The 25,469-nt window shown below is 61.7% G+C and carries 24 protein-coding genes; 9 read left to right on the top strand and 15 right to left on the bottom strand.

Annotated features, from left to right (window positions below; genetic code table 11):
• The first annotated feature begins 333 nt into the window (after nt 1-333).
• Complete coding sequence (locus tag DDD63_RS01985; RefSeq protein WP_108714964.1) at nt 334-1,281, top strand: DNA cytosine methyltransferase; 948 nt, start codon at nt 334-336, stop codon at nt 1,279-1,281.
• Complete coding sequence (locus tag DDD63_RS01980; RefSeq protein ID WP_108714963.1) at nt 1,274-2,137, top strand: NgoMIV family type II restriction endonuclease; 864 nt, start codon at nt 1,274-1,276, stop codon at nt 2,135-2,137. Before DDD63_RS01985 ends, DDD63_RS01980 begins: the two co-directional genes overlap by 8 nt.
• A 55-nt stretch (nt 2,138-2,192) precedes the next feature.
• Here DDD63_RS01980 and DDD63_RS01975 read toward each other — a convergent pair whose 3' ends face one another.
• From DDD63_RS01975 to hemE, 5 genes are all read right to left on the bottom strand, one after another.
• Nucleotides 2,193-3,737, bottom strand: a complete 1,545-nt coding sequence (locus tag DDD63_RS01975; protein WP_108714962.1) for a glutamate-1-semialdehyde 2,1-aminomutase — start codon at nt 3,735-3,737, stop codon at nt 2,193-2,195.
• A complete protein-coding gene (gene hemB, locus DDD63_RS01970) occupies nt 3,725-4,687 on the bottom strand; it encodes a porphobilinogen synthase (protein WP_108714961.1) in 963 nt (320 codons plus the stop codon). Before hemB ends, DDD63_RS01975 begins: the two co-directional genes overlap by 13 nt.
• A 120-nt stretch (nt 4,688-4,807) precedes the next feature.
• Entirely contained in the window at nt 4,808-6,577 is a 1,770-nt protein-coding gene (hemC, locus tag DDD63_RS12165; protein ID WP_126145662.1) for a hydroxymethylbilane synthase, read from the bottom strand.
• 204 nt (nt 6,578-6,781) lie between these two features.
• On the bottom strand, nt 6,782-8,203 hold the full coding sequence (locus tag DDD63_RS01960) for an FAD-dependent oxidoreductase (RefSeq protein WP_108714960.1): 1,422 nt from the start codon (nt 8,201-8,203) through the stop codon (nt 6,782-6,784).
• 13 nt (nt 8,204-8,216) lie between these two features.
• On the bottom strand, nt 8,217-9,197 hold the full coding sequence (gene hemE, locus DDD63_RS01955) for a uroporphyrinogen decarboxylase (protein ID WP_240611453.1): 981 nt from the start codon (nt 9,195-9,197) through the stop codon (nt 8,217-8,219).
• Between the two features lie 5 nt (nt 9,198-9,202).
• Between hemE and DDD63_RS01950 the strand changes: the two genes are divergently transcribed.
• Genes DDD63_RS01950 through hemQ form a run of 3 tightly spaced genes read left to right on the top strand, consistent with a single transcriptional unit; the run spans nt 9,203 to nt 12,740 of the window.
• The gene (locus tag DDD63_RS01950) at nt 9,203-10,783 is read left to right on the top strand and encodes a glutamyl-tRNA reductase (protein ID WP_240611334.1); all 1,581 of its coding nucleotides are present in this window, start codon (nt 9,203-9,205) and stop codon (nt 10,781-10,783) included.
• Nucleotides 10,783-11,976: a ferrochelatase gene (locus DDD63_RS12330; RefSeq protein ID WP_240611333.1), complete on the top strand. Its 1,194-nt coding sequence runs from the start codon at nt 10,783-10,785 to the stop codon at nt 11,974-11,976. Before DDD63_RS01950 ends, DDD63_RS12330 begins: the two co-directional genes overlap by 1 nt.
• 35 nt (nt 11,977-12,011) lie before the next feature.
• A complete protein-coding gene (gene hemQ / locus DDD63_RS12325; protein WP_205647287.1) occupies nt 12,012-12,740 on the top strand; it encodes a hydrogen peroxide-dependent heme synthase in 729 nt (242 codons plus the stop codon).
• Between the two features lie 126 nt (nt 12,741-12,866).
• Here hemQ and DDD63_RS01940 read toward each other — a convergent pair whose 3' ends face one another.
• The 5 genes from DDD63_RS01940 to DDD63_RS01925 form a co-directional block, all read right to left on the bottom strand.
• Nucleotides 12,867-13,427: a hypothetical protein gene (locus DDD63_RS01940; RefSeq protein ID WP_108714958.1), complete on the bottom strand. Its 561-nt coding sequence runs from the start codon at nt 13,425-13,427 to the stop codon at nt 12,867-12,869.
• Between the two features lie 285 nt (nt 13,428-13,712).
• On the bottom strand, nt 13,713-14,633 hold the full coding sequence (locus DDD63_RS01935; RefSeq protein WP_108714957.1) for a sugar phosphate isomerase/epimerase: 921 nt from the start codon (nt 14,631-14,633) through the stop codon (nt 13,713-13,715).
• A gap of 107 nt (nt 14,634-14,740) precedes the next feature.
• Complete coding sequence (locus DDD63_RS01930) at nt 14,741-15,784, bottom strand: Gfo/Idh/MocA family oxidoreductase (RefSeq protein WP_108714956.1); 1,044 nt, start codon at nt 15,782-15,784, stop codon at nt 14,741-14,743.
• Nucleotides 15,785-16,063: 279 nt separating this feature from the next.
• Complete coding sequence (locus DDD63_RS12680; protein WP_240611332.1) at nt 16,064-16,234, bottom strand: hypothetical protein; 171 nt, start codon at nt 16,232-16,234, stop codon at nt 16,064-16,066.
• Complete coding sequence (locus DDD63_RS01925) at nt 16,231-16,710, bottom strand: DJ-1/PfpI family protein (RefSeq protein ID WP_240611331.1); 480 nt, start codon at nt 16,708-16,710, stop codon at nt 16,231-16,233. Before DDD63_RS01925 ends, DDD63_RS12680 begins: the two co-directional genes overlap by 4 nt.
• 315 nt (nt 16,711-17,025) lie before the next feature.
• Here DDD63_RS01925 and DDD63_RS01920 point away from each other — a divergent pair, with 315 nt between their 5' ends.
• Complete coding sequence (locus DDD63_RS01920; protein WP_108714955.1) at nt 17,026-17,403, top strand: hypothetical protein; 378 nt, start codon at nt 17,026-17,028, stop codon at nt 17,401-17,403.
• 75 nt (nt 17,404-17,478) lie between these two features.
• Here DDD63_RS01920 and DDD63_RS01915 read toward each other — a convergent pair whose 3' ends face one another.
• The 5 genes from DDD63_RS01915 to DDD63_RS01895 all read right to left on the bottom strand — a co-directional run bounded on the left by DDD63_RS01915 (nt 17,479) and on the right by DDD63_RS01895 (nt 22,385).
• Nucleotides 17,479-18,036, bottom strand: a complete 558-nt coding sequence (locus DDD63_RS01915; RefSeq protein ID WP_108714954.1) for a hypothetical protein — start codon at nt 18,034-18,036, stop codon at nt 17,479-17,481.
• A 134-nt stretch (nt 18,037-18,170) separates the two neighbouring features.
• The gene (locus DDD63_RS01910) at nt 18,171-18,593 is read right to left on the bottom strand and encodes a hypothetical protein (RefSeq protein WP_108714953.1); all 423 of its coding nucleotides are present in this window, start codon (nt 18,591-18,593) and stop codon (nt 18,171-18,173) included.
• Between the two features lie 17 nt (nt 18,594-18,610).
• Complete coding sequence (locus tag DDD63_RS01905) at nt 18,611-19,999, bottom strand: hypothetical protein (RefSeq protein WP_125482403.1); 1,389 nt, start codon at nt 19,997-19,999, stop codon at nt 18,611-18,613.
• A gap of 114 nt (nt 20,000-20,113) precedes the next feature.
• Nucleotides 20,114-21,361 carry an ABC transporter ATP-binding protein gene (locus tag DDD63_RS01900; RefSeq protein WP_108714951.1) on the bottom strand — a complete coding sequence of 416 codons (1,248 nt, stop codon included), beginning with the start codon at nt 21,359-21,361 and terminating at the stop codon, nt 20,114-20,116.
• 43 nt (nt 21,362-21,404) lie between these two features.
• The gene (locus DDD63_RS01895; RefSeq protein ID WP_108716597.1) at nt 21,405-22,385 is read right to left on the bottom strand and encodes a MerR family transcriptional regulator; all 981 of its coding nucleotides are present in this window, start codon (nt 22,383-22,385) and stop codon (nt 21,405-21,407) included.
• Nucleotides 22,386-22,659: 274 nt separating this feature from the next.
• On the opposite strand from DDD63_RS01895, the gene DDD63_RS01890 reads away from it, so the two are divergent.
• The 3 genes from DDD63_RS01890 to DDD63_RS01880 are packed head-to-tail and all read left to right on the top strand — an operon-like array spanning nt 22,660 to nt 25,177.
• Nucleotides 22,660-23,637 (top strand): ABC transporter ATP-binding protein, encoded by a 978-nt coding sequence (locus DDD63_RS01890; protein ID WP_108714950.1) that lies wholly within the window; start codon nt 22,660-22,662, stop codon nt 23,635-23,637.
• Nucleotides 23,634-24,374, top strand: coding sequence for a hypothetical protein (locus DDD63_RS01885; RefSeq protein ID WP_108714949.1), 741 nt, complete (start codon nt 23,634-23,636; stop codon nt 24,372-24,374). The genes DDD63_RS01890 and DDD63_RS01885 overlap by 4 nt, the downstream gene beginning before the upstream one ends.
• A complete protein-coding gene (locus tag DDD63_RS01880; RefSeq protein ID WP_108714948.1) occupies nt 24,371-25,177 on the top strand; it encodes an ABC transporter permease in 807 nt (268 codons plus the stop codon). Before DDD63_RS01885 ends, DDD63_RS01880 begins: the two co-directional genes overlap by 4 nt.
• Nucleotides 25,178-25,469 lie beyond the last annotated feature (292 nt).

The raw sequence follows: 25,469 nt of genomic DNA, 5'->3' as shown, positions 1-25,469 counted from the left end.
TCAGTTTCCAATCAGTGTTATTTCACGCTACCACAGGTCGTGGGTGGCCTGGACTTCCCGCCGTCGCGTAAGGCGTGCCGAATACTCTCGACGCCTTCCGCGAAGTAGGCCCTCCCGGCGGACTACCTGCCGCAACCTAGGTGCCACTTCACGCACACCGAGTCAGCCCGACACTCTTTACCCAGTTGACCGGCCGAGGGCACACCACCATGGAATGTTCGACGCACAGCGTCAAGAAAGAATGGAGAGTATTCCGTGTCGGAGGTGGGACGTACGCTCAGACATTAGACGTACGCTCAGACATTAGAATGGAGAACTAGTCGAGGGGAGGACATGGATTTCACAAGTGTTGAACTCTGTGCCGGCGCAGGCGGCCAGGCATTAGGGTTGGAACAAGCGGGCTTTGAACACGTTGCGCTAGTTGAGTATGACGCGTGGGCGTCATCAACGTTACGGCTGAATCGCCCTCAGTGGAACGTCGTAGAAGATGACTTGAACGAGTGGGACGGAGCACGTTATAAGGGCGTGGACTTAGTTGCCGGAGGTGTTCCCTGCCCGCCGTTTTCCGTCGCCGGAAAGCAACTCGGTGCCAGCGACGAGCGTGACCTCTTCCCGGCAGCCTTGCGACTCGTTGAGCAGATCCAACCAAAAGCAGTAATGTTCGAGAATGTTCGCGGACTCATGACACCCAAGTTCGACGACTACCGACAGAGAATTAATGATCGTCTGAGCAGCCTTGGGTACACCCCACGTTGGAGACTATTGAACGCTTGCCATTATGGAGTCTCACAACTTCGCCCGCGTGCTGTTATGGTGGCCTTGGACAGCGAGTTCGCCACAAATTTTGAGTGGCCAGAGCCTCATCAGTCACCCCCTAGGCACGTCGGAGATCTTCTTGTAGATCTTATGTCTTCCAATGGCTGGGAGCATGCCGATCAATGGGCAAAGCGTGCCAATCGGATAGCCCCGACCCTTGTTGGCGGGTCAAAGAAACACGGCGGACCAGACTTGGGACCAAGCCGCGCGCGAAAGGCCTGGGCAGAACTGGGGGTCGATGGGCGGCTGATTGGGAACAATCCCCCTCACCCGGGATTCCAGGGCATGCCCCACCTCACCACCAGAATGGCGGCTCGAATTCAAGGTTTCCCTGATGATTGGGAGTTCGCGGGAGCGAAAACCAACGCTTATCGGCAGATTGGCAACGCATTTCCACCACCGGTTGCTCGCGCGGTAGGGAGGCAAATCGCCCGTGCACTAAGTAGGAGTTCTGTAGATGTCTAGCATTCTTACTCAGGCTCGAACACTGTTTCACCAGACCTTGGTGGACAGTGGCACTCTGATCATTGACAACAACGGCATTGCCTCGAATGCCGATCGCTCGCAAGAGACCTCGCGAAAGATTGCTCTATCAATCGCTCGGAAACTCCGGGCGCGCGAGGTGGCACGCAGGTTAAACGGACAGACGACCGGTGGAAACTTTGAGAATGCCGTATCGGAGTTTTTGCGTTCGTCCTTCCCGCGTTTCGCTCCATTACGTCCGGGAGCTTGGCGCATCGAGAATGTCGGCGCTCGTCGCGGCGAATACCATCTGGCACGATTTGAACCCTACACCCACCTTGATGACCTAGCTAACGCTATCGAAAAGGACAACACCTTACGCGCGGTTCTCGGAAACTCCTATGCCATTAGTCCAGATGTCCTCGTTATACGCGATCCAGAACCTGACGACCACATCAACATAGGCGAACACCTCGTCGACGAAGACAGCGGGCTCCACGCCCCTATTCGCGCAATGAACAACACGCACGGTATTCTGCACGCCGTTGTAAGTTGCAAGTGGACGCTACGTTCTGATCGAGCGCAGAACGCCCGTTCAGAGGCTCTAAGTCTCATCAGAAATCGTAAGGGAAGAACGCCTCACATTGCTGTTGTGACCGCTGAGCCTACTCCCTCCCGACTCGCATCACTGGCATTAGGAACCGGTGATGTTGACTGTGTCTACCACTTCGCTCTTCCTGAATTGATCGCCGCAGTTGAACAGAGCGGAAATGACGAAGCGCAGTCAATGCTTAATTCACTGCTAGACGGCAAGCGCCTACGGGACATCTCAGATCTGGTTTTAGACCTGACTGTCTAATTGACTCTGCTCGCACGCCAAAATAGTGACCTCTCCGATGAAGGTCACCTGTGCCTCATCCGCTGGCCGCCGCCTGGGCGCCTGCCTGCAAGGCGTGCTCAATCGTCTCCATGGCGGCGTCGTCGTGCGCGGCAGAGAGGAACCACGCTTCAAAAGCCGACGGCGGTAACGCCACCCCGTTATCGAGCATCGCATGGAAGAAACGGCCGTATGCGGCGGTGTCCTGTGCCTGGGCGTCGTCGTAATTGAGAACCGGATCCTCGCGGAAAAACACCGAGAACAGATTACCTGCCGACTGCACCACATGCGGCACGCCCGCCCCGGTCAATGCCTCGTGCACAAGCTCTTGCAACTGCACCGAACGTCGGTTCACCGTGGCATACACCTGTGGTGTGGCAAGATCGAGTGTCGCTATACCCGCCGCAGTGGCGAGCGGGTTACCGGAGAGCGTGCCCGCTTGGTAAACCGGACCGAGCGGTGCCAGCAGGTCCATCACATCTGCCCGTCCCGCCACGGCCGCCAGCGGCATACCACCGCCCACCACCTTCCCGAAGGTAAACAGATCGGGGGTCCACGGTGCTGCCCCCGCTGCGTCTTTGCCGACGACGTCTCCCGCCTCCAGGCCGTCATCCACGTCCAGGACACCGTCCACGGCTAGACCACCGCCCGCCTCCAGGCCCCACCATCCGCCCGGTCCCACACGGAAACCGGTCAGCACTTCATCCAGGATCATCAGGGCGCCATGCTCAGCCGTCAAACTCCTGATCAAAGCGTTAAACCCCGCCACGGGTGCAATGACACCCATATTGGCAGCGGCGGCCTCCGTGATTACAGCCGCGATCCGAGCACCCTCACGCTCGAACACTTCCTGCAACGCGGCGCCGTCATTGTAGGGGAGCACTATCGTGTCGCGGGCCGCTGCTGCCGTCACCCCGGCACTGCCGGGCAAACCCTGGGTGGCAACACCGGAACCGGCTGCGGCGAGTAGTGCATCCGAATGCCCGTGGTAGCACCCAGCAAATTTCACCATTTTGTCGCGCCCGGTTGCACCGCGCGCGATGCGTACCGCCGTCATCGTCGCCTCGGTGCCCGTGGATACGAGGCGCACGTGTTCGGCCGCCGGTACTCGCTTTCGGATCCGTTCAGCCAGCTCAACTTCCGCTGCAGTGGGAGCTCCAAAACTCAAACCTCGGCCCGCCGCTTCGCGCACCACGTCGACCACGGCCGGATGGGCATGCCCCAGCAGAGCGGGTCCCCACGAACCGACAAGGTCCACATAGCTGCGCCCATCGGCATCCGTCACCCGGCACCCTGCCGCCTCCCGGATAAAGCGCGGTGTTCCACCTACCGACGCATAGGCACGCACCGGTGAGTTAACCCCGCCCGGGATCGATTGTTGTGCCCGCTCCATTAATCGTTCGTTCTGACTCACTGCCTGCACACTCAGGTCGGCGACCTCGACCGGTTTACGGATGTCGGTCGACTCATACGTACCGGTTTCCCCGGCGGCACCCACCTGCCACTCAGAGCCTTCCTGTGCACTGTTATCAGTCGGCGTGCCGTGATCGGCCCCCGCCGCATTTCCCGTTAGTTCAGCCATCTCGCGACCTCCATCGCCCAGTAGGTCAGCACCAGGTCAGCCCCGGCGCGCACAATACTCGTCACCGATTCCTCAATGGCCGCCTGCCGATTGATCCACCCACGGCCCGCTGCCGCTTCAATCATGGCGTATTCCCCGGAAACCTGATAGGCGGCAACCGGCACATCGGATGCAGCCGCGACATCAGCCAGCACGTCCAGGTAATGACTCGCAGGCTTCACCATCACCATGTCGGCACCCTCGGCCATGTCCAGCAGCGCCTCACGCAGGCCTTCCCGACGGTTCGCCGGATCTTGCTGATAGGTGCGCCGATCCCCCTGCAAAGATGACCCCACTGCCTCGCGGAACGGGCCATAAAAGGCCGAGGCATACTTCGCCGAGTACGCGAGGATCGCGACATCTGAGAAACCCTCCGCATCCAAGCCGACACGAATCGCGCCCACCTGACCATCCATCATCCCGGACGGCGCCACCACATGCGCTCCGGCACGAGCCTGTGCCACGGCCTGGCGGGCATAGGCCTCGCAGGTCTCATCGTTGAGAACGCGCCCGTCCTCCCCTAGGAATCCACAATGACCGTGACTGGTGAACTCGTCTAAACACACATCGGACATAATCACTAGGTCATCGCCCACGGCTTCACGGCATGCCGCAATGGCCCGCTGTTCAATACCATCGGCCGCCCATGCCTGCGTTCCGTGCGCGTCTTTATCCTTATCATCAGGCACACCAAACAGCATTATTCCGCCCAGTCCCGCATCACGAGCAGCACGGGCGACGGCGCCAATCGACTCGGGCGTATGCCGCTTCACGCCCGGCATCGAACTGATATCCGCCGAAGCTTCCCCCACAAAGGCCGGTAGAACCAGCTGTGAAGCCGCCGGTCTGGTCTCACGGACCAACTTGCGCATGGCCGCAGTTGTGCGAAGCCTGCGTGGACGCTGAATCATAATCTTGCCGACACCTCTTTTCCGCCTGATCTTGCTTGCCACAACAGCGACATCGCCGCCGCTGGTTAGACCTGCGCTGCTTACGCTACCTTCTGTGTCACAGCGCTACCTCCTGTGTATTCACAGCGCAGCCTCCCCTGCCTTCACGACGAGCTGTGCCACGGTTGCCGCCACGTCGGGAGCATGCGGCGTCGGGGAAATCTCTGCCGCCACACCGAGCTCATCGAGCACCCGGGCAGTGGCTGGCCCAAGGGCGACCACTGCTGTTGCACGCGGCCAGCCTAGTACTCGATCCACTGTACGCGCCACAGATCCCGAGGTAATGACAACAACCGCAAACTCTCCACCCTGCCAGCGGCGCCGGATTGCCGCTGAAATCTCGACCTCTTCCATGGTGTAGACGCTCTGGACATCTACCTGCCAACCGCGTCCGCGCAAGCCGTCGGCCAACTCCGGCCCGGCAAGTGCCGAGCAGGGCAAGAATACGTGCCCACCACCACGGGGGAACTCGGCGAGCAGCCCGGCCGCACTCTCTTCCCGGGGGATCAGGTCAACTCCGTAACCCGCCGCCTCTAGAGCACGCGCGGTGGCATGCCCGACGGCGGCGATCCGCCCCGGCAACTGCACGCCCAGCTCCTTGAGGGCACCGACCGTGCGCGCCGAGGTGATGACAGACCACTGCGCCTGCTCCAGTTGGTCACTGGGTATATTCGGCGTCAGAAGCCGACGACGCTGGACGGGACAGGCCGTCACGACTATACCCAGTTCTCGCAGCGCGGCAGACAACACGCCCTCTTCTCGCGGAAGGAACACTTCTGCCTTTCGCCACGCAAAAGGCGCCCATGCCTCTTCGTGGGAAGAGGACGCTCCGGGTTCTTCACCAGGAGGCGGCGCAACCGCTCCTTCGCGCGAAGGAAATGTATCCGCTCCTTCGCGCAAAGAGTGTGGGCGGCCCTCTTCCCGTGCCTTTCCCTCCCGCCAGAGCGCGACGTCGTCGTGAAACTCCTCTAAACGCGACTGCCGCGAAGCGCCCAGATCGGCAATTGCGGCGGCACCGTCGTCGAGCAAACATTGCGCAGCGATCCGGCCAGCCCCGCTGTGTAGGGGGACCGTCACCGCAACATGTCGGCTCCCGTCGGCCGCGAATACGGCCGCCCGTAACAAGCCGTCTATCCCCAGAGCTGCGATCGGAGCGGCACAGCCACCTCCCAGTACCGCCAGCACCTCCCGCTCCTCCTGCGCCTGCAATCTACTATCCGGATCATCCAGAGTGCGCAGAATCGAGGCGGTTTTCTCATCGTCACTACGGCATTCCACGGCGAGAGCCCCTTGCCCCGGTGCTGGCAGAATAGGCAATTCTTCGGTGATATAGCCCGCCAGCCCAAGACGGCGCAATCCGGCAGCCGCCAGAACGACGGCGTCGAGGTCACCCGGGCGAACTCGCTCCAAGCGCGTACCAATATTGCCGCGGATATCAACGAATACTAGATCCGGACGCAGCGCCCGCAACTGTGCCACCCGCCGCGGTGAACCGGTGCCAACACGGGCACCGGCAGGCAAATCGATCAAGCGCATACCATCACGTGCGCACATAGCATCAGCAGCCACCTCGCGTTGCGGAATGGCTGCGATGACGAGCCCGGGAACAGTCTCGGTAGGCAAGTCCTTCAGCGAGTGCACCGCGAAATCCACGTCCCCGCGCAGAAGCGCCGAACGTAGCTCGGCCGCGAACACTCCCAGGCCGGCCAGATGCTTGAGAGAACCGCGTTCCCGATCACCACAAGTTCGTACCGGAACAAGTTCCACGTCCGGCCCTGTTTCACGCAGCCGGTCAGCAACCAGCGTGGATTGGGTCATAGCAAGCGCCGACGCGCGAGTCCCTAGCCTCATATTCGCGTTCCTTTCCCGCTGATTTTCCCCCGCAACCGCCTACACCGGTGGCGTACCTCACGGCTGGGCTCCAAGCCGAGCGATTCTTCCTTACGACCACCTACACCGGTGGCGAACCGGCACGCCTGCGTCTTGTACCTTCAGAAGTCATCACACCAGACTTATGCACTATTAGGCCTTCACTCAAATATATGAGGCCTTCACTCACACGGCCGCCTCCAATCCGGAGGCAATGGCCGCCTCAACACCATTACCGGCCACCCACGCTCCGGCGACGCGCACGCCCTCCGGCAATGAAGCATCGAGCACAGCCCGCGCATCCGGGCTCAACCCCCGCGGAATCTCCGGCCACCGGACAACCGCCATATCACGAGCTGCGGGAATCGGGCACCCCAACAACACAGCAGCGTCCTCCACGGCCTGTTGTTCGGTCGGCTCATCCTGCGGCGAGTAGCTCAGGCGGATCAGTTCACTCTGCCCCGCACTCCACGGCCATTTCACCGAGTAATGCGTTAATGCCCGGGCCCGCAAACCCTCAATTGGGTGGGCGAGCAGCACTCCCGAGCCAACCGGCGCACCCCCGATATACGTAGGATCCACGGCTAGCACCACACTGAGTGAGGAACTCGTGGCCGGGGCGGCGGCAGTCACACCAATACCTCGGAGGAGCGCCACGGCCACGCGCCCCGGGCAGGCAAGCACCACCCGATCCGCCATATAGTCCGTATTTCCGACTTTCACATGCCACCCGGCGTTCGTATTCGGCACAGCACTCACCCGCAATCGAGCCGGTGCTTCCCGTCCGCTCGCGATCTCGTCACTACCCATCGCCTTCCGACCGGAGGATGCACCCTCCCGCTGCGGTGCCGCTGGGCAATGCTGTGCACCCCGTGTGGGAACAGAAGAGCTCCCGCCCTTCCGTGGAGAAATCCCGGCGACACGCGAGCACAGATGAACCTGCCCACCGCGCGCTCGGATATCCTCCACCAACGCATCGACTAAACGAACGAGTCCGCCGATTGGCTGTGCAACACTGGAACGCGAGCCGCGCGCCGCCTGCACCTTGGCGTACAGGGATCCGGGGCCACGTAGGGCGGGCGCGTACTGCGCCAACGTCATTTGTTCGGGTGCAAGCCGGTAGATGCTCCGTGTCACCGGCGCAACGAGGCGGTCTACCACGGCTTTCCCCATTCGCGCCGCTACAAGCTCGCCCACTGTCTCCGCGTCTTGCCCAACTGATGGGGCCATCTGCGGTTCGGCCCGTGCGACCGCTAGTTCAACTGGGCGCAGGGCCCGTAGCAACGCCGGATCGTCGGGGCTGGCCGGTATGCCGAGTATGCCGTCAGCACCCGGCCAGGACTCCGTCGTTGACCAGCGGATGTGTGCACGGCCCGCGGGAGCGGCAACGTCCAGGCCCAGTTCTGCGCAGAGCCGATCACCGATCCCCCGCCGCCTCGCATATGCCTCGGCTCCGCGATCAATAACCTGACCCGCTATCTCAAGCGGCGCGATTAGGCCACCGGGTCGATCCGTTGCTTCGAGAACATCAACGGACCACCCCTCGCGTACGAGGCGGTGCGCACAGGCCAAACCCGCAATTCCTGCTCCGATTACGACGGCCTTCATCGTGCACCAGCTTTCAGAGCTCGTGTATCAGGGAAACAAGGTCAGTAAGAACCGCAGGATCTGTTTGCGGTGGCACCCCGTGGCCCAGTCCAACAATATGCGCGGGAGCATTTCGACCGCGTGCGACGACGTCGCGCGTATGCGCTTCCAACGCGGACCATCCAGCAGCAAGGAACGCGGGGTCGATATTGCCTTGCAGGACGGCGCCGGGAACCCTCCGCGCTGCTTCGTTGAGAGGAGTTCGATAGTCGATGCTCAGGGCCTGACAGCCGCATTCGAACATTGCCTCCAACAGGTGGCCGGTACCGGTTCCGAAGTGAATACGGGGCACGTCGACAGCTTGCAGCGCAAGCCGCGAGTACGGTGCGGCGTGTGCCATATAGTCTTGCAGGCTCAGCACTCCGGCCCACGAGTCAAAGAGCTGCACGGCCGCCGCGCCCCCAGCCGCCTGCAGCCGGAGAAACTCCCCCGATATGCGAGCACACCATGTTAGGAGGCAGTCCCAAGCCGCGGGTTCGGCGTGCATGAAGCTGCGAGCGGCCAAATGATCACGTGATCCACGGCCTTCCACAAGATATGCGGCCAAGGTGAACGGAGCACCGGCGAATCCAATAATGGGCACGTCGAGTTCGGCTACCGCCATGCGTACCGCCGCTGTAATCGCTGATCCATCCGTAATGCGACGCGATGCGAGCGCGGCGACGTCGTCGGCGCTGCGTACGGGGTGTGCAATGACGGGCCCGATCCCTGGTTCGATCGTGACATCCACGCCTGCCAATGCAAGGGGAACCATAATGTCGGAGAAGAACACCGCAGCATCCACTCCGTGCCGCCACACGGGTTGGCAGGTCAACTCTGCAGCCAGCTCGGGTGTGAGGCATGCGTCGAGCATCGCGACGCCCTGCCGGGCCTTCCGGTATTCCGGGAGAGAGCGCCCTGCCTGCCTCATGAACCAGACCGGCAATCGCTCGGGCCGCGATCCCGAAAGAGCCATCAGTAGTGGCAACTGAACGCTCTGTGTCACGTATCGATTTTGCCGCACCGCTATGTATCTGCAAGACTGGACGCACTGTGAGTTTGCGCATCCTCTCCGTGAAACATGACAGACACGGCTTGGCAGAGGTCGAGCGTGTCGCGCAACATGCTGACGCACTGTCCGCATGCGTTCAGCAGACCGCTGGCGTCGAAGGCGTTCTCACCCTTCTCACCTGCAATCGCATTGAGTTCATCGTTGACGCTCCCCAGGTTCCTGCCGCCCATCTCCGGTTGCGCATGGCGCGCGAACTCGACCGGCAGCCGGAGTGGGTTATCTATGAAGACACCCGCGCGCTGGAACACCTTTTCAAAGTCGCGTGCGGCCTGGATTCAATGGTCATTGGTGAGCGTGAAGTCACCGGACAGCTGCGCCGCACACTCCAGCAGGCGAGCGAGCGCGGACATACCTCCGGCGCTCTGGTCACAGCGGTGAACGCGGCCCTGCGAACGGCACGCAAGATTGGGGCAGAGACAGAGTTGCATGATTCGGGACGTTCCATCGTTGCCTGCGCCCTGGACCTAAGCGGCATTCGCGACTGGAGCGAACAGCAGGTTCTGCTTATGGGTACGGGCGCCTACGCCGGTGCGGTAGTGGCCGCCTTGCGCCGCCGCGGAGTGCACGATATCGCCGTACACTCAGCCTCCAACCGTGCCACAGGTTTTGCCGAGCGCCATGGCATTCGCGCCGGTGAGAACCTTGTGCGCGAATGTACCCAAGCCACGCTGATTGTCACCTGCCGTGGAGGATCTGCAACCGCGCTTAACGCGGCGCAACTGGCAGAGGCTCGGGGATTGCACGGATACCCATCCGCGTGCAGCGACGCTTCGATGGCCGCGGGCACGGCGCGCCCCTTGGTCATCCTGGATCTCTCCCTACCCGCAGATGTGGATCCCGGCGTGGCGGCACTTCCCGGCATCACGCTACTTAATTTGGAAGCCATCCAAAACCACGTATCCCCGCTCGTCTCTGAAGAGTCATCCCGTGCCTCGCAAATTGTGTCTGAGGGAGTCGCGGAGGTATCCGCACGCCTGGCCTCCCGTGTAGCCGATCCGGCGGTGGCTTCGCTGCGCGCATCCATGCTGCAACTGGTCGACGACGAAGTTGCCCGCCTTCCCCAGGGGCGACCGCTGACAACCGAAGACTGCACCATGGCCCTACATCGCCTTGCCACCCGACTCCTGCACATTCCCTCAATTCGCGCCCGCGACGCCGCCGTCGCCGGACGAATGGACGATTATTTGGATGCGCTGGAGGAACTGTACGGAATCGAAGCCCGTCGTGCGGCCGACCCCCGTCTACGGCGCTGCCCAGTCACCGGCCTGAGTTATGCCGATCTGGAGGAACCCGCCACGGATGATCGGTCGGTGACAACCAGGGCCGCGGAACTCCAGCAGTGGAAAGGCGATGATTTCTGCGACGGATCGACGGCGCGTGACCAGCAACTAGCACATGACCAGTCGACCGCCTATCACCCGGCGGAACATAGTCGGTTAGCAGAGCGCATTCGGTCGACGAAACAGCACCATTCGGCGGAGGCACGTTGATGGCCGCGCCCGTCTCTGCCGATAGTGTGCCGCAAGGCGACTCACTCAGCCCTTACACCGCTGTTGTCCTCACTTCCTATGGAGGCCCCCGCAAGAGCGAGGATGTGCTGCCCTTCATGCGCAATGCGACGGCGGGGCGCGGAATACCCGATGAACGCCTGCTGGAAGTCTCCCAACATTACGAACTGTTTGGAGGACGCTCACCTATCAATGAGCAGAATGAGGCGTTACGCGATGCCTTGGAAGATGAGCTTGCCCGGCGCGGCTGCCCACGCCCCGTGCTTATCGGAAACCGGAATTGGACCCCCTTCGTATCCGACGCCGTCGCCGATCTCCGTGCGGCCGGGCATCGCCGGGTTATTGCTTTACCGACGGCGGCGTACTCCTCGTATTCCGGATGCCGCCAGTACCGCGAAGATCTGGAGCGTGCCACAGCACAGGTCCCTGGCATCGTGATCGACAAGGCAGGTCCGTACGCAGAACGGCCTGGATTCATCTCCGCAAATGCGGATGCGCTCGCCTCGGCAGTCCGCAGCCTGCGCAGCCGGATTCGCAGGGGCACCATAAAAGTCCTCTTCGTCACCCACTCCATTCCAACGGCCATGAATGCCGCCTCAGCTGACGGAACAGAACCGGCCCGTTACGATGCACAGCATATGCGCGTGGCAGCGGCAGTGGCCCAGGCAGCTGCAGAACTTGTGAAAGAAGATCTGGACTGGGAGCTTGTCTACTGCTCTCGCTCCGGCAACCCGCACACGCCATGGTTAGAGCCGGATGTCAACGACCGTCTGCACGAAATTGCTGCCGCTAACTCCTCATGTGTGACGCACCCGGCACTCCATAGCGGTTCCAATAACATACCGGATACAGGCTCCACGCGAGTGCCGGACGCACATTCCCCGGGCGGCGATGCGGCGAGGGCTATTGCGGGCGTAGTGGCGGCACCAATCGGCTTCATCAGCGACCATATGGAAGTCGCTTTCGACCTCGACACACAGGCGCGTGCAACTGCAGCTGATCTCGGGCTCGAATATCAGCGCGCCGCAACAGCCGGAACACACCCCGATTTCGTCAGTACGCTCGCCGATCTTCTAGCCGACCATGCCGCTTTTGCCCGCGGTGACAAAGCAATTCCCGACCATCCCTGCCTGCAGGAAACTGTGGAGTGCTGCCTACCGCGTCCGCCCGTATAAATCGACAAGTAACACCCGATAAGGAGCATCATCCCATGTCCCAAACGACGCACCCCGGCCACGCCGATGCCCAGCATGCAGTTGATCCGCGTGACACTCCCGTTTCGCCCGAAGAGGTTAATGCGAAGCCGCGTTACGTCATGTACTCCGTATTCCGTACCTCCGCTTCGCTCGCCGGAATCGACACGGCAACGGCGGAGGAAGCAGTACTGGCAACCGGTGTTACTATCCGCGGCTGGTACGACATCAGCGGTTTCCGCGCTAATGCCGACCTCATGCTGTGGACTCTCGCGGACGATCCGGCCCAACTCCAGGCCGCTTACCACGCCCTCCGCCGCTCGGACCTGGGCCGCGCACTCGACCCTGAATGGTCCTGCGTGGGCGTACATCGCCCTGCCGAGTTCAACGCGAAGCACACCCCCGCCTGTTTCTCCGGCGTCGCGCCCCGGCCATGGGTCTGCGTATACCCCTTCGTCCGCAGCTACGACTGGTACTACATGGACGAGGAGAAGCGCTCGCGTATTCTTGCCGAGCACGGTCGCTCCGGGCGCGAGTATCCGGATGTCAAGGGGTCGACGACGTCGGCCTTCGCGCTCAATGACTACGAGTGGCTGCTTGCCTTTGAAGCAGACGAACTGCATCGGCTTACCGACGCCATGCGCCACCAACGCAACTTGGAAGCGCGCCTGCATGTGCGAAAGGAGATCCCCTTCTTCACCGGACCGCGAGTCACGTTGACGGAGTGGGCGGAGCGCCAAGGCTGAAAACCAGTAGTTCGCGGCCTTGCATGGCCGCGAACTCCTCAGGCCGGTGTTATCCGCCGCGTTTAGCCGATTCCCCGATAGAAGGTGAACATGCACGCGGTCCACCGACGGGCTGCGGCCGGTGCGTCATTCATCGCTCTGCGTACCCGACCGGCCAGATCGTCGGCTAGTGAACCACACCTGCCGTCGTACTTGTAAACGGCGCAACCACAGCGCGCGCTTACCGGATTCGAGCTGCGCACTCGCCAACTCGGCAACCTCCTCCCACGGCAGATACTCGCGCACAATGCGGCAACGACTGCGGTAGTCAGGTTCGGCCGCTGCCGCATCGGCGGCCTCTTGCACCCGTGCCGGATCCTGCCCTAATGCCTCATTGATCCACAGCAACGAGCGCGAGTTAACGAGACGGTTATATGCCCTCTTCGCCGATCTATTCGACTTACTTCTCAGATACGGCCCGTCTCCCGTATTCGGTTGCGCCCTAAACCATTTCACCATGTGAAACCGTTCTGAAGCCGCAAGTGTTTCCAGCACGCCTTTTTCTTCTCTGGCACGGTGGTACCCATAATATGCGTCTGATATCGGCAAATGTGCAGGTAGCCTTCCGAGCAGCCAGGCGAATGTCCTCACATCAAAGTCGCGGCTGATCTCCGGCGAGTTCTTCTTCGATTTCTTCTCCGTTGCCACGCTTCTGCGGCTCCTTCCTCTCTAGGGTCTTGCACCGGCTCACGAGTCACTGCGCACAGACACTCTGTGTGTTCTGCGTCGCCAGCGACGTGGTATGTTCTGCGCCGCAGGCGACGTCGCATGTTTTCCACTGCCAGCAACTCTGCACGTGTCCCGCCGCCGACAGTCGCGCATGCCCCGCCGCCGACAGTCGCGCATGCCCCGCCGCTGGCGATTCTGCGAAGCGATACCTCGCCGCAGAGCGAGACACCCGCCGCGCGGCGTACAGGTTTCGCCTCCCCTCACTCATATGACGAACTGCTCCATGTACTGCTTGCTCAGGCGAATGCTTTCCAGGACCTTCTCCGGCGATCCTTCGAAAGCCTTGTCCTCGATTTCGATGCAGGTGTATCCCTCATAGCCGATGTCGGTCAACGCGCTAACGTACTTGCCCCAGTCGACGTCGCCCAGACCGGGAATCTTTGGCGACATGTAGTCCAACGGGTACGCCATGATACCCACCTGATTGAGTTTGTCCTCGTAGAGCTTGATGTCCTTGTAATGCACGTGGAAGATACGGTCGGCAAACTCGTAGATTGGTTTGATGTAATCGACCATCTGCCAGACGAAGTGCGACGGGTCGTAGTTGATTCCGAGATTCGGGCTGGGGAGGATTTCGAATACCCGCTTCCACAGGTTTGGCGTTGTCATGAGATTCTGACCGCCGGGCCACTGGTCGGCACCGAAGAGCATCGGGCAGTTCTCCAATCCGATGCGCACATTCTCAGCCTCAGCCAGCGAAATGATCGGCGGCCACACCTCTTTGACAATCTCTAGATTGTCTTCGACCGTCTTGTACTGGTCGCGGCCGATAAACGTGGTGACTAGGCCTACCCCGAGCTTGGCACTCGCCTTGATAACCGTTTGCAGATGCGCCACGTTAGCTGCCCGCTTCTCCAGATCCGGGTCGAGAGTGTTGGGATAGAAGGCGAGCGAGGAGATATCAACGCCTTTGCTCCGTGCGTAATCGATGACGTGCGCGGCGTATGCGTCGTCGTCGAGAACCCGCTCCACATCGATATGGGAAACACCTGCATATCGCCGCTCAGCCTTCCCCTGTGGCCAACACGCCACCTCGACGCATTGGAATCCGAATTCGCTGACGGTGTCGATCATCTCTTCGTATGTGCTGCCGTCAAGAATTGCGCTGACTAGTCCGAGTTTCATGTGTTGAGTCCTTTCTTCGGCCGTCCGCTCCTGTGCGAACCGCCATGGTTCTAATAATTGAGGTGGATAGCGGCCACTCCCAGCGGCCTGGCGCCTTCGCTGTTGGTTCACCTTGCCTGGTTCACTTTAACGCTGCGTCCCGTTGTGCTCGACTCGATACTGCCGAATACGGCCCGCATCGCGGTCAGAACACTTTCGCCCGAGATCTCCGGCGCGGTGTCGTTCTCAATGCAGTCCACAAAGGCGTCGATGATCCCGGTGGAGGTCTGGTTGTCGTTGGTTTGAATCTGGTCGAGTCGGTAGCAAACCTCCTCACCGTTTCGCAGGACCAGTTTCAGAGAGAACGTCGGATCGTCATACAGCCGCATGATGCCTTTTGTTCCGTATATGATCGTCGTGTTGTCTTCGGCTCCGTAATACGTCCAGCTGGCAGTCATAGTGCCGACGACGCCGTCGTCCATGGTGTAAATGCAGGTGGCGTTGTCGTCCACGCCGATGAGTTCGCCGCTAGGGCCGCGTTTGTCACGTGTCGTCAGCTTGGCGGATGTCTCGACGACGGTGCTTCCCAGCAGATATTGGATGAGATCGGTTTTATGCACGCCGAGATCCGCCATCGCTCCCATGGCCGCGCTCTTGGCGTCAAAGAACCATGTGGACGGACCGGGGTTGATACTCCACGTCTCCGGGCCGCCGTGCCCGAAGGTGGTGCGGAAGGTCAGTACCTCACCGATAGCCCCCGCCTCGATTAGTTCTCTCGCTTTCCGATGGGCGCGCACGAAACGCTGGTTCTGGTCGATCATCAACTTCTTGCCGTTCCTGTCAGCAGCGCTGATCATGGCCTCACAATCGGCAAGGGTCGATGCCATGGGCTTCTCGCAAAGGACGTGTTTTCCCGCCTCTAGTGCCGCGATTGACTCCCGTGCGTGTGCGGTATTCGCTGTGCATACGCTAACCGCATCAATGCTGCTATCCGCCAGCATCTCCGGGATTGTCGCGTAAACCGTGCCGCCATACCGCTGTGCCAATTCCTCCGCCCTGCCCCGAGTGCGGTTGTAGTAGCCGACAATCTCAGCATGAGCGTTCGCGAGATATTCGGGGATGTGCCGCACCTGTGCGATCTTCCCGCATCCGATGATTCCTACTCGGATCATTGTTTCCTCCGGTATTCGTGATACGAACCTTTGACCTACGCCGCGCGTAGCGGATGCCGACGTTACGCACCAGCAACGTGCCACAACGATTACGTCGTGATAGTCCACCACTTTGTGAAGCAGACATCGACGGTCTATGTCGGCGAGGCAAGCGGTTGACCTACATCGCCGTAAAAGCCGCGTCGCGCGTGTTCCTTGTTCGCTGCAGCCATGCAGGAACAAGGAGGCTTTGCCTATCTCACCATGATCTCGCCCGGTCCGCAAGACCCCGCTACATGATTATCCCTCCGCCCATGTGTTAGCCGCCGCAACATATGCACCGTACTGTTCGGCACCTCCCGTTCGATAGAGATGCTCCCAAGCATCGGCCACCGGATTCGACACAAGACCGGTCACCCGCATCACCTCCGCCGTGAACGCAACCGGCTGGATGCCCGACGCCGTCGTCACCCCGAATCGGTTATCACAGGGGCCGCGACGTAGTGTGAGCCGCCTGTGTAGCCTGAAGCAGCCAGAAAATCTGCGCTGTTTGACGTGTGCGCCCTCTCATCGAGGACACCGGCGCGGGCCAGCAGATACGTTGCCCCACAGATTCCCGCCACCGGCACGTTGCGAGCCAACAGAGCACGGACTGCCTTAATCAAGCGATCATGCCCGTGGCCGTAGGTTTCACCGCCCGGAATCACCAACATGCTAAGAGCCGACCGCTCCGCCAGAGAATCGAGAACATCAAGGTCCGCCGTGGGAGTTATCGGCAGGCCTCCGAGCGAATGCACCGTATCGACGCCGTCACCCACCAGAAGCAGGGTGAAACGACCCGGTTTCGCGCGCTCGGCGACGGTGATCTGTGACGTGAGGTAGGCATACTCCCAGTCGGCCATGGTGTCCGTTGCGTAAAGAGCAATGGTAAGAGGTTCTGTAGACATGGCATTAGCCTAAGGGGAGGGTCCGACACTTTTCGCCGCCGAAACGTCTTCCTGCTGGCGGCACCCGCGCCTCGGTTAGCACCCATGCCCCGTCGGTTGGCGCCCGCACGCCTTGGATGACACCTGCACGCCGACTGTCGCCGCTCGTTGCCCCGCCCTCGCATCGCCCACAGTCTCCGCAAACAGAGGTGCGCGAGACTTCTCCTCCATCTCCGTTGCGAACGAAACGCCAGGCCCCTGCCTGCGCATCGCTCTCCATCGCGGGTGAACAAGCTGGAAGGTGCCACCCGGTGAAGGAGTGTGTACCGTTGAACCATGCACCTTCCACCCGAGCGCTACATGCTTGACCACGACTGGGTGTGGGATCGCCGTCGCAAGACCGACGTGGCCACGCTGCGCGTTGTCGCGCATCACCAAGACCCTCGTATCGCACGAACCGCAATACTGACTTTCCTGGGCAGCCTACCGACCGATGATAGCGGCGTACACGGTCGTGGAGGCTGGGCCGCCTATCCCGTTGCGGACAGGCAGAACGCTCTTGATCTCGTGTCCGGCGGTCAGGATGTCGCCGACGGTATCGAATCCGCCGCCGACGACGCCTTCGAAGCGCTCAGCACCTGGCCCGGCCTCACATTGACATGGCAGCAGCTTGCCGCGGGCGATGAACCCTGGAACGATGCCGGAATGGCTTGATGCCGCAGTTTCGGGACTCGCCGGCCATCGGTATGACCGACGCGAAACGGATGGGCCCGGTGGCGTGGTTTGGGACTATGCGCCGCACCCCAGAAGAAACTCCCATTCACGGCGGATAAGCGGGCCGTCGAAGTCGAAAATATCCAGAGAGCGCTCGCCGTGGTCGTCGACCAACAGGCAGGCGATCCGTCCATGGGTCGTGTCACTGAACATCGCCTCGCACCGGAACGTCGTCGACCGCCCCTCATAAGCGGCCCGCATGGCGCTCACATAGGCGTCACGCCCCGCGATCAGGCGTTCCAGGCGGCCAATGGCGCTGGCAGTATTCGCGGGGTCGGTACCTGCGGCGGCGGTGTCCGTTGAAACATCCAGGTCACTTGTGGCGACGGTGCCCGTTGAAACATCCAGGTCACTTGTGACGACGGTGCTCGTTGACCCCTCCGGGTCACCTGCTGCAACGGCGGCGCTTGAAACATCCGAACTACTCGAACTACCGGCATCGGATCTCTCAACGAGAACCCATTCGACATCGGGGTGGAGGAAGGTGGCGTAGGCGGACCAATCCCGCGCGTTTTCCGCCGCGAAGAAGCGGTGCAGTCGATCCTCACGTTCATGCAACGATTGATTCGTCATACGGCCACTTTAAAGCATCGCGGATGCGGTGCTTAGAAGCGCGTAGCGCATGCCAGCCGCGCGGGACGCTGCTGGACGCCGACGGCCGCTCTGCCCTTACGCTAGTCGGCACCCCACATAGTTAGGGCGCACCCTCAACACATTCGACCGCCACCCGGGCCGCCGCCTGCACCCCACATAGTGAAGGCGCGCCTACGCCTCAGAGGCCCGCGCCCCATCATTGCCTGCAGATCGCGACGGCGCGCGCCCACAGCGCCAAGTGCAACACCCACAACAGCAAGTGCCACCAGACCTGCGGACCACGACTCTCCCGCCTGCGCGAAAAGCCCCGCATCAATCACGCCCTCCGGCATGCCGATGCTCGGGCCAAGCTGTGCGATACCGAGGGCAACCAGCATAACCGCCCAGGCGATCCAGTTCAGGCGTGGCCACCAGCCGCTGAGCAGAGCCACGATCCCGACACACGCGGCGCAGGCCGGCCACTGGCCAGCAACTACTCGCAGCGCGTGAGTAGGCGATGTGTCCAGCACCGTCGACCCGACGAAGGCCACCGTCATCGTCGCCAGTGCAAGTGTTACCGCTGCCCCAAGCCACGCAACGAAGCACCATGCGAGAAGTAGGCGCGCAGGTCCATTGCCCGTGCCACGCATACCCTCAACCAGCCCAGCTCGCTCGTCGGAGGCGAAACGCCCGGCCAACCCGATGGCTTGCACTGCGGCGACGGCTCCAACCAGCACGCCGATATAGCGGAGAAAGTCTGCGCCCGGGTCCGCCGTTCCCAGCTGGGAACCGAGCGCACCCCGGACGTCGCTCCCGCACGTGCTAAATCCACCATGTTCTTCCCCATGGAGGTGAAGACTGCCGCTAGCACCGAGATCAGCACCGCCCATATCAGCAGTTGGCCGCGGCTGAGCCGCAACGCGAAACTCACCGGCCCTGCCGCTCGCACAGGACGCGGATGACGACGTCGCACGCGAATCACTCCCGCCTCGATATCCCGCGTGCGAGCCGCAATGCTCGCGGCGAAGAAGAGCACCGCCAGCGCTGTGGCTACAAACGCCAGCGGCCGCCATTCGTTGCGCCCACCGGGATCCATCGCCGCCCGCAGAGCGAAGGGAGACCATGCGCCTGCCCATGCCCAACCCCATGCCGCCCACGCTCCATGACCGGCGTACATAGCAATCACGGCACCCACCCCGGCGGCACGGGCATGGACAGCGTCACCGGTTAGCTGCGCGAGCACCAGTGCAACGGCACTCATCAGGAGGCAGAGTCCAGCAATTGCCGCACCGTAGATGACCGCATCGGTGGCTCGCGCGCCATTCAAAGCCAGGAGGCCCGCTCCTCCACCCAAGCCGAGTAACAGGCATTCAACGCTCATCAGCAGCGCCGTGGCCGCCAACTCACTGCCCGCCCCAACGCCGATCCCGCGGAGCATTTCCGAGCGCCCGGCATCCTCCGCCGCCCTGGAGCGTTGAATGGTCCGCAGAACGACGACGATGCCGAGTATCAGGCACGTCAGCGCTCCAAGCTCCCAGACGGCGAGTTGAACCGTATTCGCACCCGCTGGAAGTGCGCCGTACAGGGCAGCAGTGACCTTTGAGAGTCTGAGATTGACGACGGCGCGGGCCAGGTCGTCCGCTGTGGCATATGTTGTGCCGTAACTGGGAGCGAGGAGGGCCGTGATAACAAGAACAATAAGTGGCAGGGCGAATAGCCATACCCGCTCTTCGCGAGCGCCGATACGCGCAGGGATCCACAGACGCGCCCAGCTCCCGATACAAGCCCGGCTCCCCGTACCGGCCCAACTCCGCATACCTGCCCAACTCCGCGTACCCGCCGGGCTATCGACGCGGGTCGTCTTCCCCAAACGCACGGCGTTCCAAACGCGCACCGGGATCGGTACCCGATTCCGCAGAGACTCGCTCCGCATCGCTGACGTCATGCTCGTCCGCCTGTTCATCGTGCGCTCCTCAACATCCCGACGGTGTACCTGCCGGATATCCTGGTCTGCCCGTTCATTGCGCGCTCCTCAACATCCCTGCGGCGTACCCGCCAGATACCCCCGCCTGCCCGTTCATCGCGCGCTCACGTGGTAATGCCGCAGGAACAGCTCTTCCAAGGATGCTGGCGTACAGGAAATGTCATAAGCGCCCGCTTGAATGAGCGCGGTCAGCGCCTCCGAAACCGATTCACTTGGAACCGAGTACCGGAGCACAGCCTGCGGAGAGCCCGGCGCGCTATCCCGAGTCGGCATGCCGCCGCTGGTTTCCGCTCTGCACTGGAGCGCCCCGACGTCCCGGCCGAGCCCTGCGAGCTGACTGACGCCGTCGGGCAGTGGAGGCACCGCGCCTTCTGGAAGGCGGCATGAAATGGTCGAATTACGCAAATGCCGAAGCGATGCCAAGGTGCCCGCCTCCACGGTCTTCCCGTCTTTGATAATCGTCACCGCATCACATACCTGATCGACTTCGGAGAGCAGATGGCTGGAAAGCAGCACCGTCCTCCCCTGCGCTGCGGCGTCGCGTACCGCCGCCATGAACACCTCCTCTTGCAATGGGTCGAGGCCGCTGGAGGGTTCGTCGAGTACGAGCAGCTCGCACGGGGCGGCCAGTGCCGCTATAAGGGCGACTTTCTGCCGATTTCCTTTCGAGTAGCTTCGCACGGGTTTGTTGGGGTCGAGGCTGAAGGCGTCGATGAGTTCTATCTCGCGGCTCCGGTCGCGTTTGCCGCGCAGAGCAGCGAATGCGTCGAGAGTCTGCGCTCCGGTGAGACTGGGCCAGAGTGCGACGTCGCCGGGCACATACGCAGTGTTGCGCGTAATGGTTACGGCATCGCGGGCCGGGTCGCAGCCCTGTACTCGGACCACGCCGGAATCGCGATGGTACATCCCCGATAGCACGCGGATGGTGGTGGACTTCCCGGCACCGTTGGGGCCGAGGAACCCGTGTATCTGACCGCACGGAACCTTCAGGTCAAGGCCATCGACAGCGTGCAGGCTGCCGAAGGTTTTTACGAGACCGGTGACTTCGATGGCGTATTCGGTATCGATCGCAGTGGCGGAGCCTGCGGCGCGAATAGTGCCGACGGCGGCGGCGGAGGTGCGAGCTGCGGATGAGTAAGCGGCGGCGGAGGAATTGGTCGAAACGGTTTGCTTCCTCTCCTTCGCAGCGCCTGCGGCGGCGGTGGGAGTAGTTCCGGCGGCACGTCCTACTCCTTTCGAACCACTGCCTCTTGATCGCAGTATCGGCACCCCGTCGTCTGCACGCAAAGCGCTCCGCACAGTCCCGTCCGTCTGGGCACCATCGGAAGATTTGTTTGTCATGCCGCTAGCATCTGGTGTTACGCCACGTCACACGCAAGAGTGTCTATTGATTCCGCCACCGTTCGATAGCCTCGTCAAGCAAACGTTCCATGGCAGCGACTATGCGCGCGTCAGCAGCGTCCATGGTCGCCCACAGCCGAAACAAGGTGCGAATCGCCGTCCTATCAACACCGCGCGCCAGTGTCCGGCAGCGCTCCGGCCCGAGCACTCGTTCAAAACGGGCAATATTCGCCGCCGCGTGCGCGGTTGCCTCGTCGTCGGTGAATTCGGCGGTGTTCTGCCCGTAAGCTGCAAGAACCGACGCGTCTTCCGCGTCATCGGCCTCCGGAAATAGGAGTTCCGCTTCAGCTGGCATTTGCCCACGGTAACAGGCGACATCCACGGCGTCCCGTTCCCGCCGAATGGCTGCGCGCGTCCACTCGTCTGGGGCGGCGGCTTCCAATCGATCGAAGAACGCCACCATACGCGGCGGCATGGGAGAAAGAGTCATCCCCTCCCGGGCACGCTCCAGCAGAGATACCAGCATGTCCCGTTGGCGTAGCACCTCGGCGAGGTGCTCTTCGACGGCGTCGAGCGCTCCGGTTAGATCGGCGAGCACGGTGGAGCCCGCAGAGTCCGGCGTCGAATCTGATGACTCCCGCGCGGAGGTAACTGCGCTTCTATTCTGGACCGAAGTGCCCGTGCTCTGGTCCTGAACGGACGTGCCCGCGTTTTGGTCCTCAACGGAAGCGCCCGCGTTTTGGTCCTCAACGGAAGCGCCCGCGTTCCGATTCTGAACGGAAGTGCCCGTGCTCCGGTCCTGAACGGACGTGCCCGCGTTTTGGTCCAGAATCTGCGCAATGGATTTCAAAGGTACTCCGGCCTGCACAAACCAACGGATACGAGAGAGCCGCGCCATGTGTGAGAGGTCGTAGTCGCGCCAGCCGCCACGTTCTTCCGGCACCGGCAGCAGCCCGAGTTGATGGTAGTAGCGGACCGTTCGCACGGTCGTGCCGGTAAGTCGGGCGATTTCAGCGACACGCATGTGCACAGTGTACGGCGCGCTCGGCATCCCAGACTGCACCCCTCCAGGCAGTCGCGGAATGGCGCTCTGCCTGACGGTCCTGGTGGTCGTCGTCGGACTGTTGATGGCCCGGTCCGTGCGGCACGGCAGGGTCCGGCAGTGCCGCTGGTGGTCGTCGTCGGACCGTTGATAGCCTGCGCCGCATGGCACGGCAGAGTTCGCCAGTGCCGCTGGTGGTCGTCGTCGGCCCAAAGATAGACTTTCCCTGTAAAGCACCGCCCAACAGAAGGGTTTCATGCACACACCTACCCCTCCCACCGCGGCAGGGCGGCCCATTGCCGCTGGCGAGCGATTAATCGCCGTTGAGATGCGCTCCGTTTCCAAGAGTTTCGGGGACCGCGTCGCCTTACGCGTGGACGACCTCCAATTGCAGTCCGGGGGCTCCACCGCGCTCATTGGGCCGAATGGCGCCGGAAAGTCCACCTTCGTCAAACTGGTCGCCGGTCTTCTTCGCCCAAGTGAGGCCGACGTCTTGAATGTCCTCGGCCGCGACCTCGCCGCTTCAACCCCACGTTCACTTGCAGAACGCCGGATCGGATTGGTGACCAACTCATCCCAGCTCTATGGCATATTGACCGTGCGTGAGAACATCACCTACATGATGCGGCTGGCCCGCGTGCCCAAGCGCGAACGAGCCGAAAACCTCGCTGCGGCGCTTGAAGCCTGCGCTCTGACGGAGCGCGCGGACGACCGCGTGATGACGCTATCAACCGGTCTAAAACAGCGAGCAAATATTGCTCGGGCACTCGCAGCTCGCCCAGAGCTCCTACTGCTAGACGAGCCCACGAGCGGCCTGGACCCAGCTGCGGCGCAAAAGGTATACGACACCCTGATTGACCTTCAGACAACCGGCATCACTTTCATCATTTGCACGCATCTTATGCAAGAAGCCGATGACCTGTGCGACCGCGTGCTTTTTCTCAATACCGGTCGCATCCTCGTGGATGGTCCACCCGACGAAGTTCGAAAAAGCGCCGGCGATATCGTCTACACCATCCCCGCCAACGACGACGCCAACCTCACGGCCAAGAGGGACCTTCTCCGAGCTGCCGGTATCGAGCGACTCGCGACGCGACGCGTCAACGGGAGGCCAACACTCCACGTGTACTGCTTAGCAGATTCAGCTGCTATTGATGCTTTGGGGATGCCGTTTGAGAAGCGTCCCGTCACACTATCCGACGCGTTCATCCTGCTGGCCGAGGAGGACGCGTGAACTGGCTGATTCATTTCCGGTACAGCCTGCGGCAGCTGTTCCGCCAGCCGGGTAGCGCAAGTCGGCTATTGCTCTTTGTGCCGTTGTCGCAAATTCTGCCGATCCTGTTGATGGGTAGCGCGTTCTTGAGTGCGGAGCAGGCGAACTGGTTCTTCTACACGAATCTGGCCTGGGGCTTTATCTCTTCTTGTGCGCTGCAAGCGTTGGTGTGGCTACAGATGGTTGTGAATTCTGCGCGGCTTGACATGCTTCTACTACTCGACGGCGGCGTGATCGCGTGGGTCTTCGGCTTTACTGCGGCATTGAACGCCATGTATATCACTTCCACCGCAATAAGCACGCTGCTGATCGGCGTCGCGCTGCACTATCCACTCCAGGCTCTGCAGGTTCTGGTTGTCATGCTGGCGAGCGTTCCCGTCTCTATCGGCGTCATATGCTTGATTCTCGGGGCGGAACTGCGCTGGGGACGCGTGTTCCACATCGTAAACAGTGGACTGGACGCGGTTCTTATCCTTGCCGGGGTTATGTACCCGCTGACCACGCTCGGACCAATCCTTGGAAACGCAGCCCGGTTATTGCCCAATGCATGGCTTAATGAATTCCTCCGGGGCGGTAAGCCTGCAGAGCTGGTGATCGCACTGGCACTGGCGGGCCTCTTCGCCCTTGTTGGCGCCTGGTGGGCCCGGCGCTGTGTGGCAGCGTACCGGACGAACGGTGTGATCGGAGTTCGGGGATGACTGGCGCATTCTTCTTCCGGTATCGACGAGTTCTCGCGCAGAGCCGGACTGATGCGGCGGCTATGTTCATCCGGCCGCTTCTCAGCGGGATCCTGCTGGTGTTTTTTGCGATGTATCTTGGATCCGGCGGACACTCAACTGGCAGTGCGGCTGGCAGTGCGGCTGGCACGGTGAGCACATTGAGCACGGCTTCAACGCTGACCACATTCATGATTGTCTCCTCGATGATTGCGAACGTCATCTCGAACAGCATCATCGGAGCTGCGTACGAGGCGCGCCAAGATCTGAGTGAGGAACGTCTGGCTCTGATCCGCTTGGCTCCGGGAGGCATTCGCTTATATTCCTTACTGCAGGCGACGTCGCAATTTGCGGTGGCATGCTGCCAGAGCCTCGTGGTTGGCGCGGTGCTCTGGCCACTGGCAGGCGGTCGGTTAGCGGTCACACCCGCCGCTGCGGCGTGCGGGCTTGTGCTGTTTGTATTTGTGATCGCTGCCGCGACGCTCGGTGCCCGCTTCGCGGCCACACGCGGAACATATGTGGCGATTTCCTTCGCAATCGGTATCGTTCTGTCATTTTCCGGCGTGTTCTATCCAGTTGACGCCTTGCCTAGCTGGGCGCAGGTCATCTCCAAGTTCAGTCCGTTAACACCGGTTATCTCTGGGCTACGCGAAGGACTGGAGGGGATGGGAACCGCCGGGATAAGCGGGGCGGGACTAAGCGGCTTAACCGCTCTCATCTACCCGCTTGTGGTTGCGGGCGGGCTGTTTGTGACGGCCATGGCCCCGCGTTGGAAGCACCTATAGGCTTCGACGGATGTTCTTTCGAGTGTGACGTTGGAAGACGGGTGTGTGAGCCCTCCTGCCGGTCAAGCGGGCGCACTACCCCGTCAGGGCAGCATCAAAAGCGACAGCTTTCACCGTTCCAGGCAGATCAGGTGCCCTTCCGCATAAAGATGACGTACTAGCCAGACAGCGACTCTGGAAGCACTGGCGTTCAAAATCAGATCCCATGCCTCGAGAGGCAACACCGGAACTGATGGCTCTGACCTTCGATATCCACATTGACGCCCCAACAACCGGCATCCCGACCAATGAC

The organism is Actinobaculum sp. 313 (assembly GCF_003073475.1).
Classification (GTDB): Bacteria; Actinomycetota; Actinomycetes; order Actinomycetales; family Actinomycetaceae; genus Asp313.
Note: the sequence above shows the minus strand (reverse complement) of the source record. Positions and strands in the feature narration are given on the sequence as shown.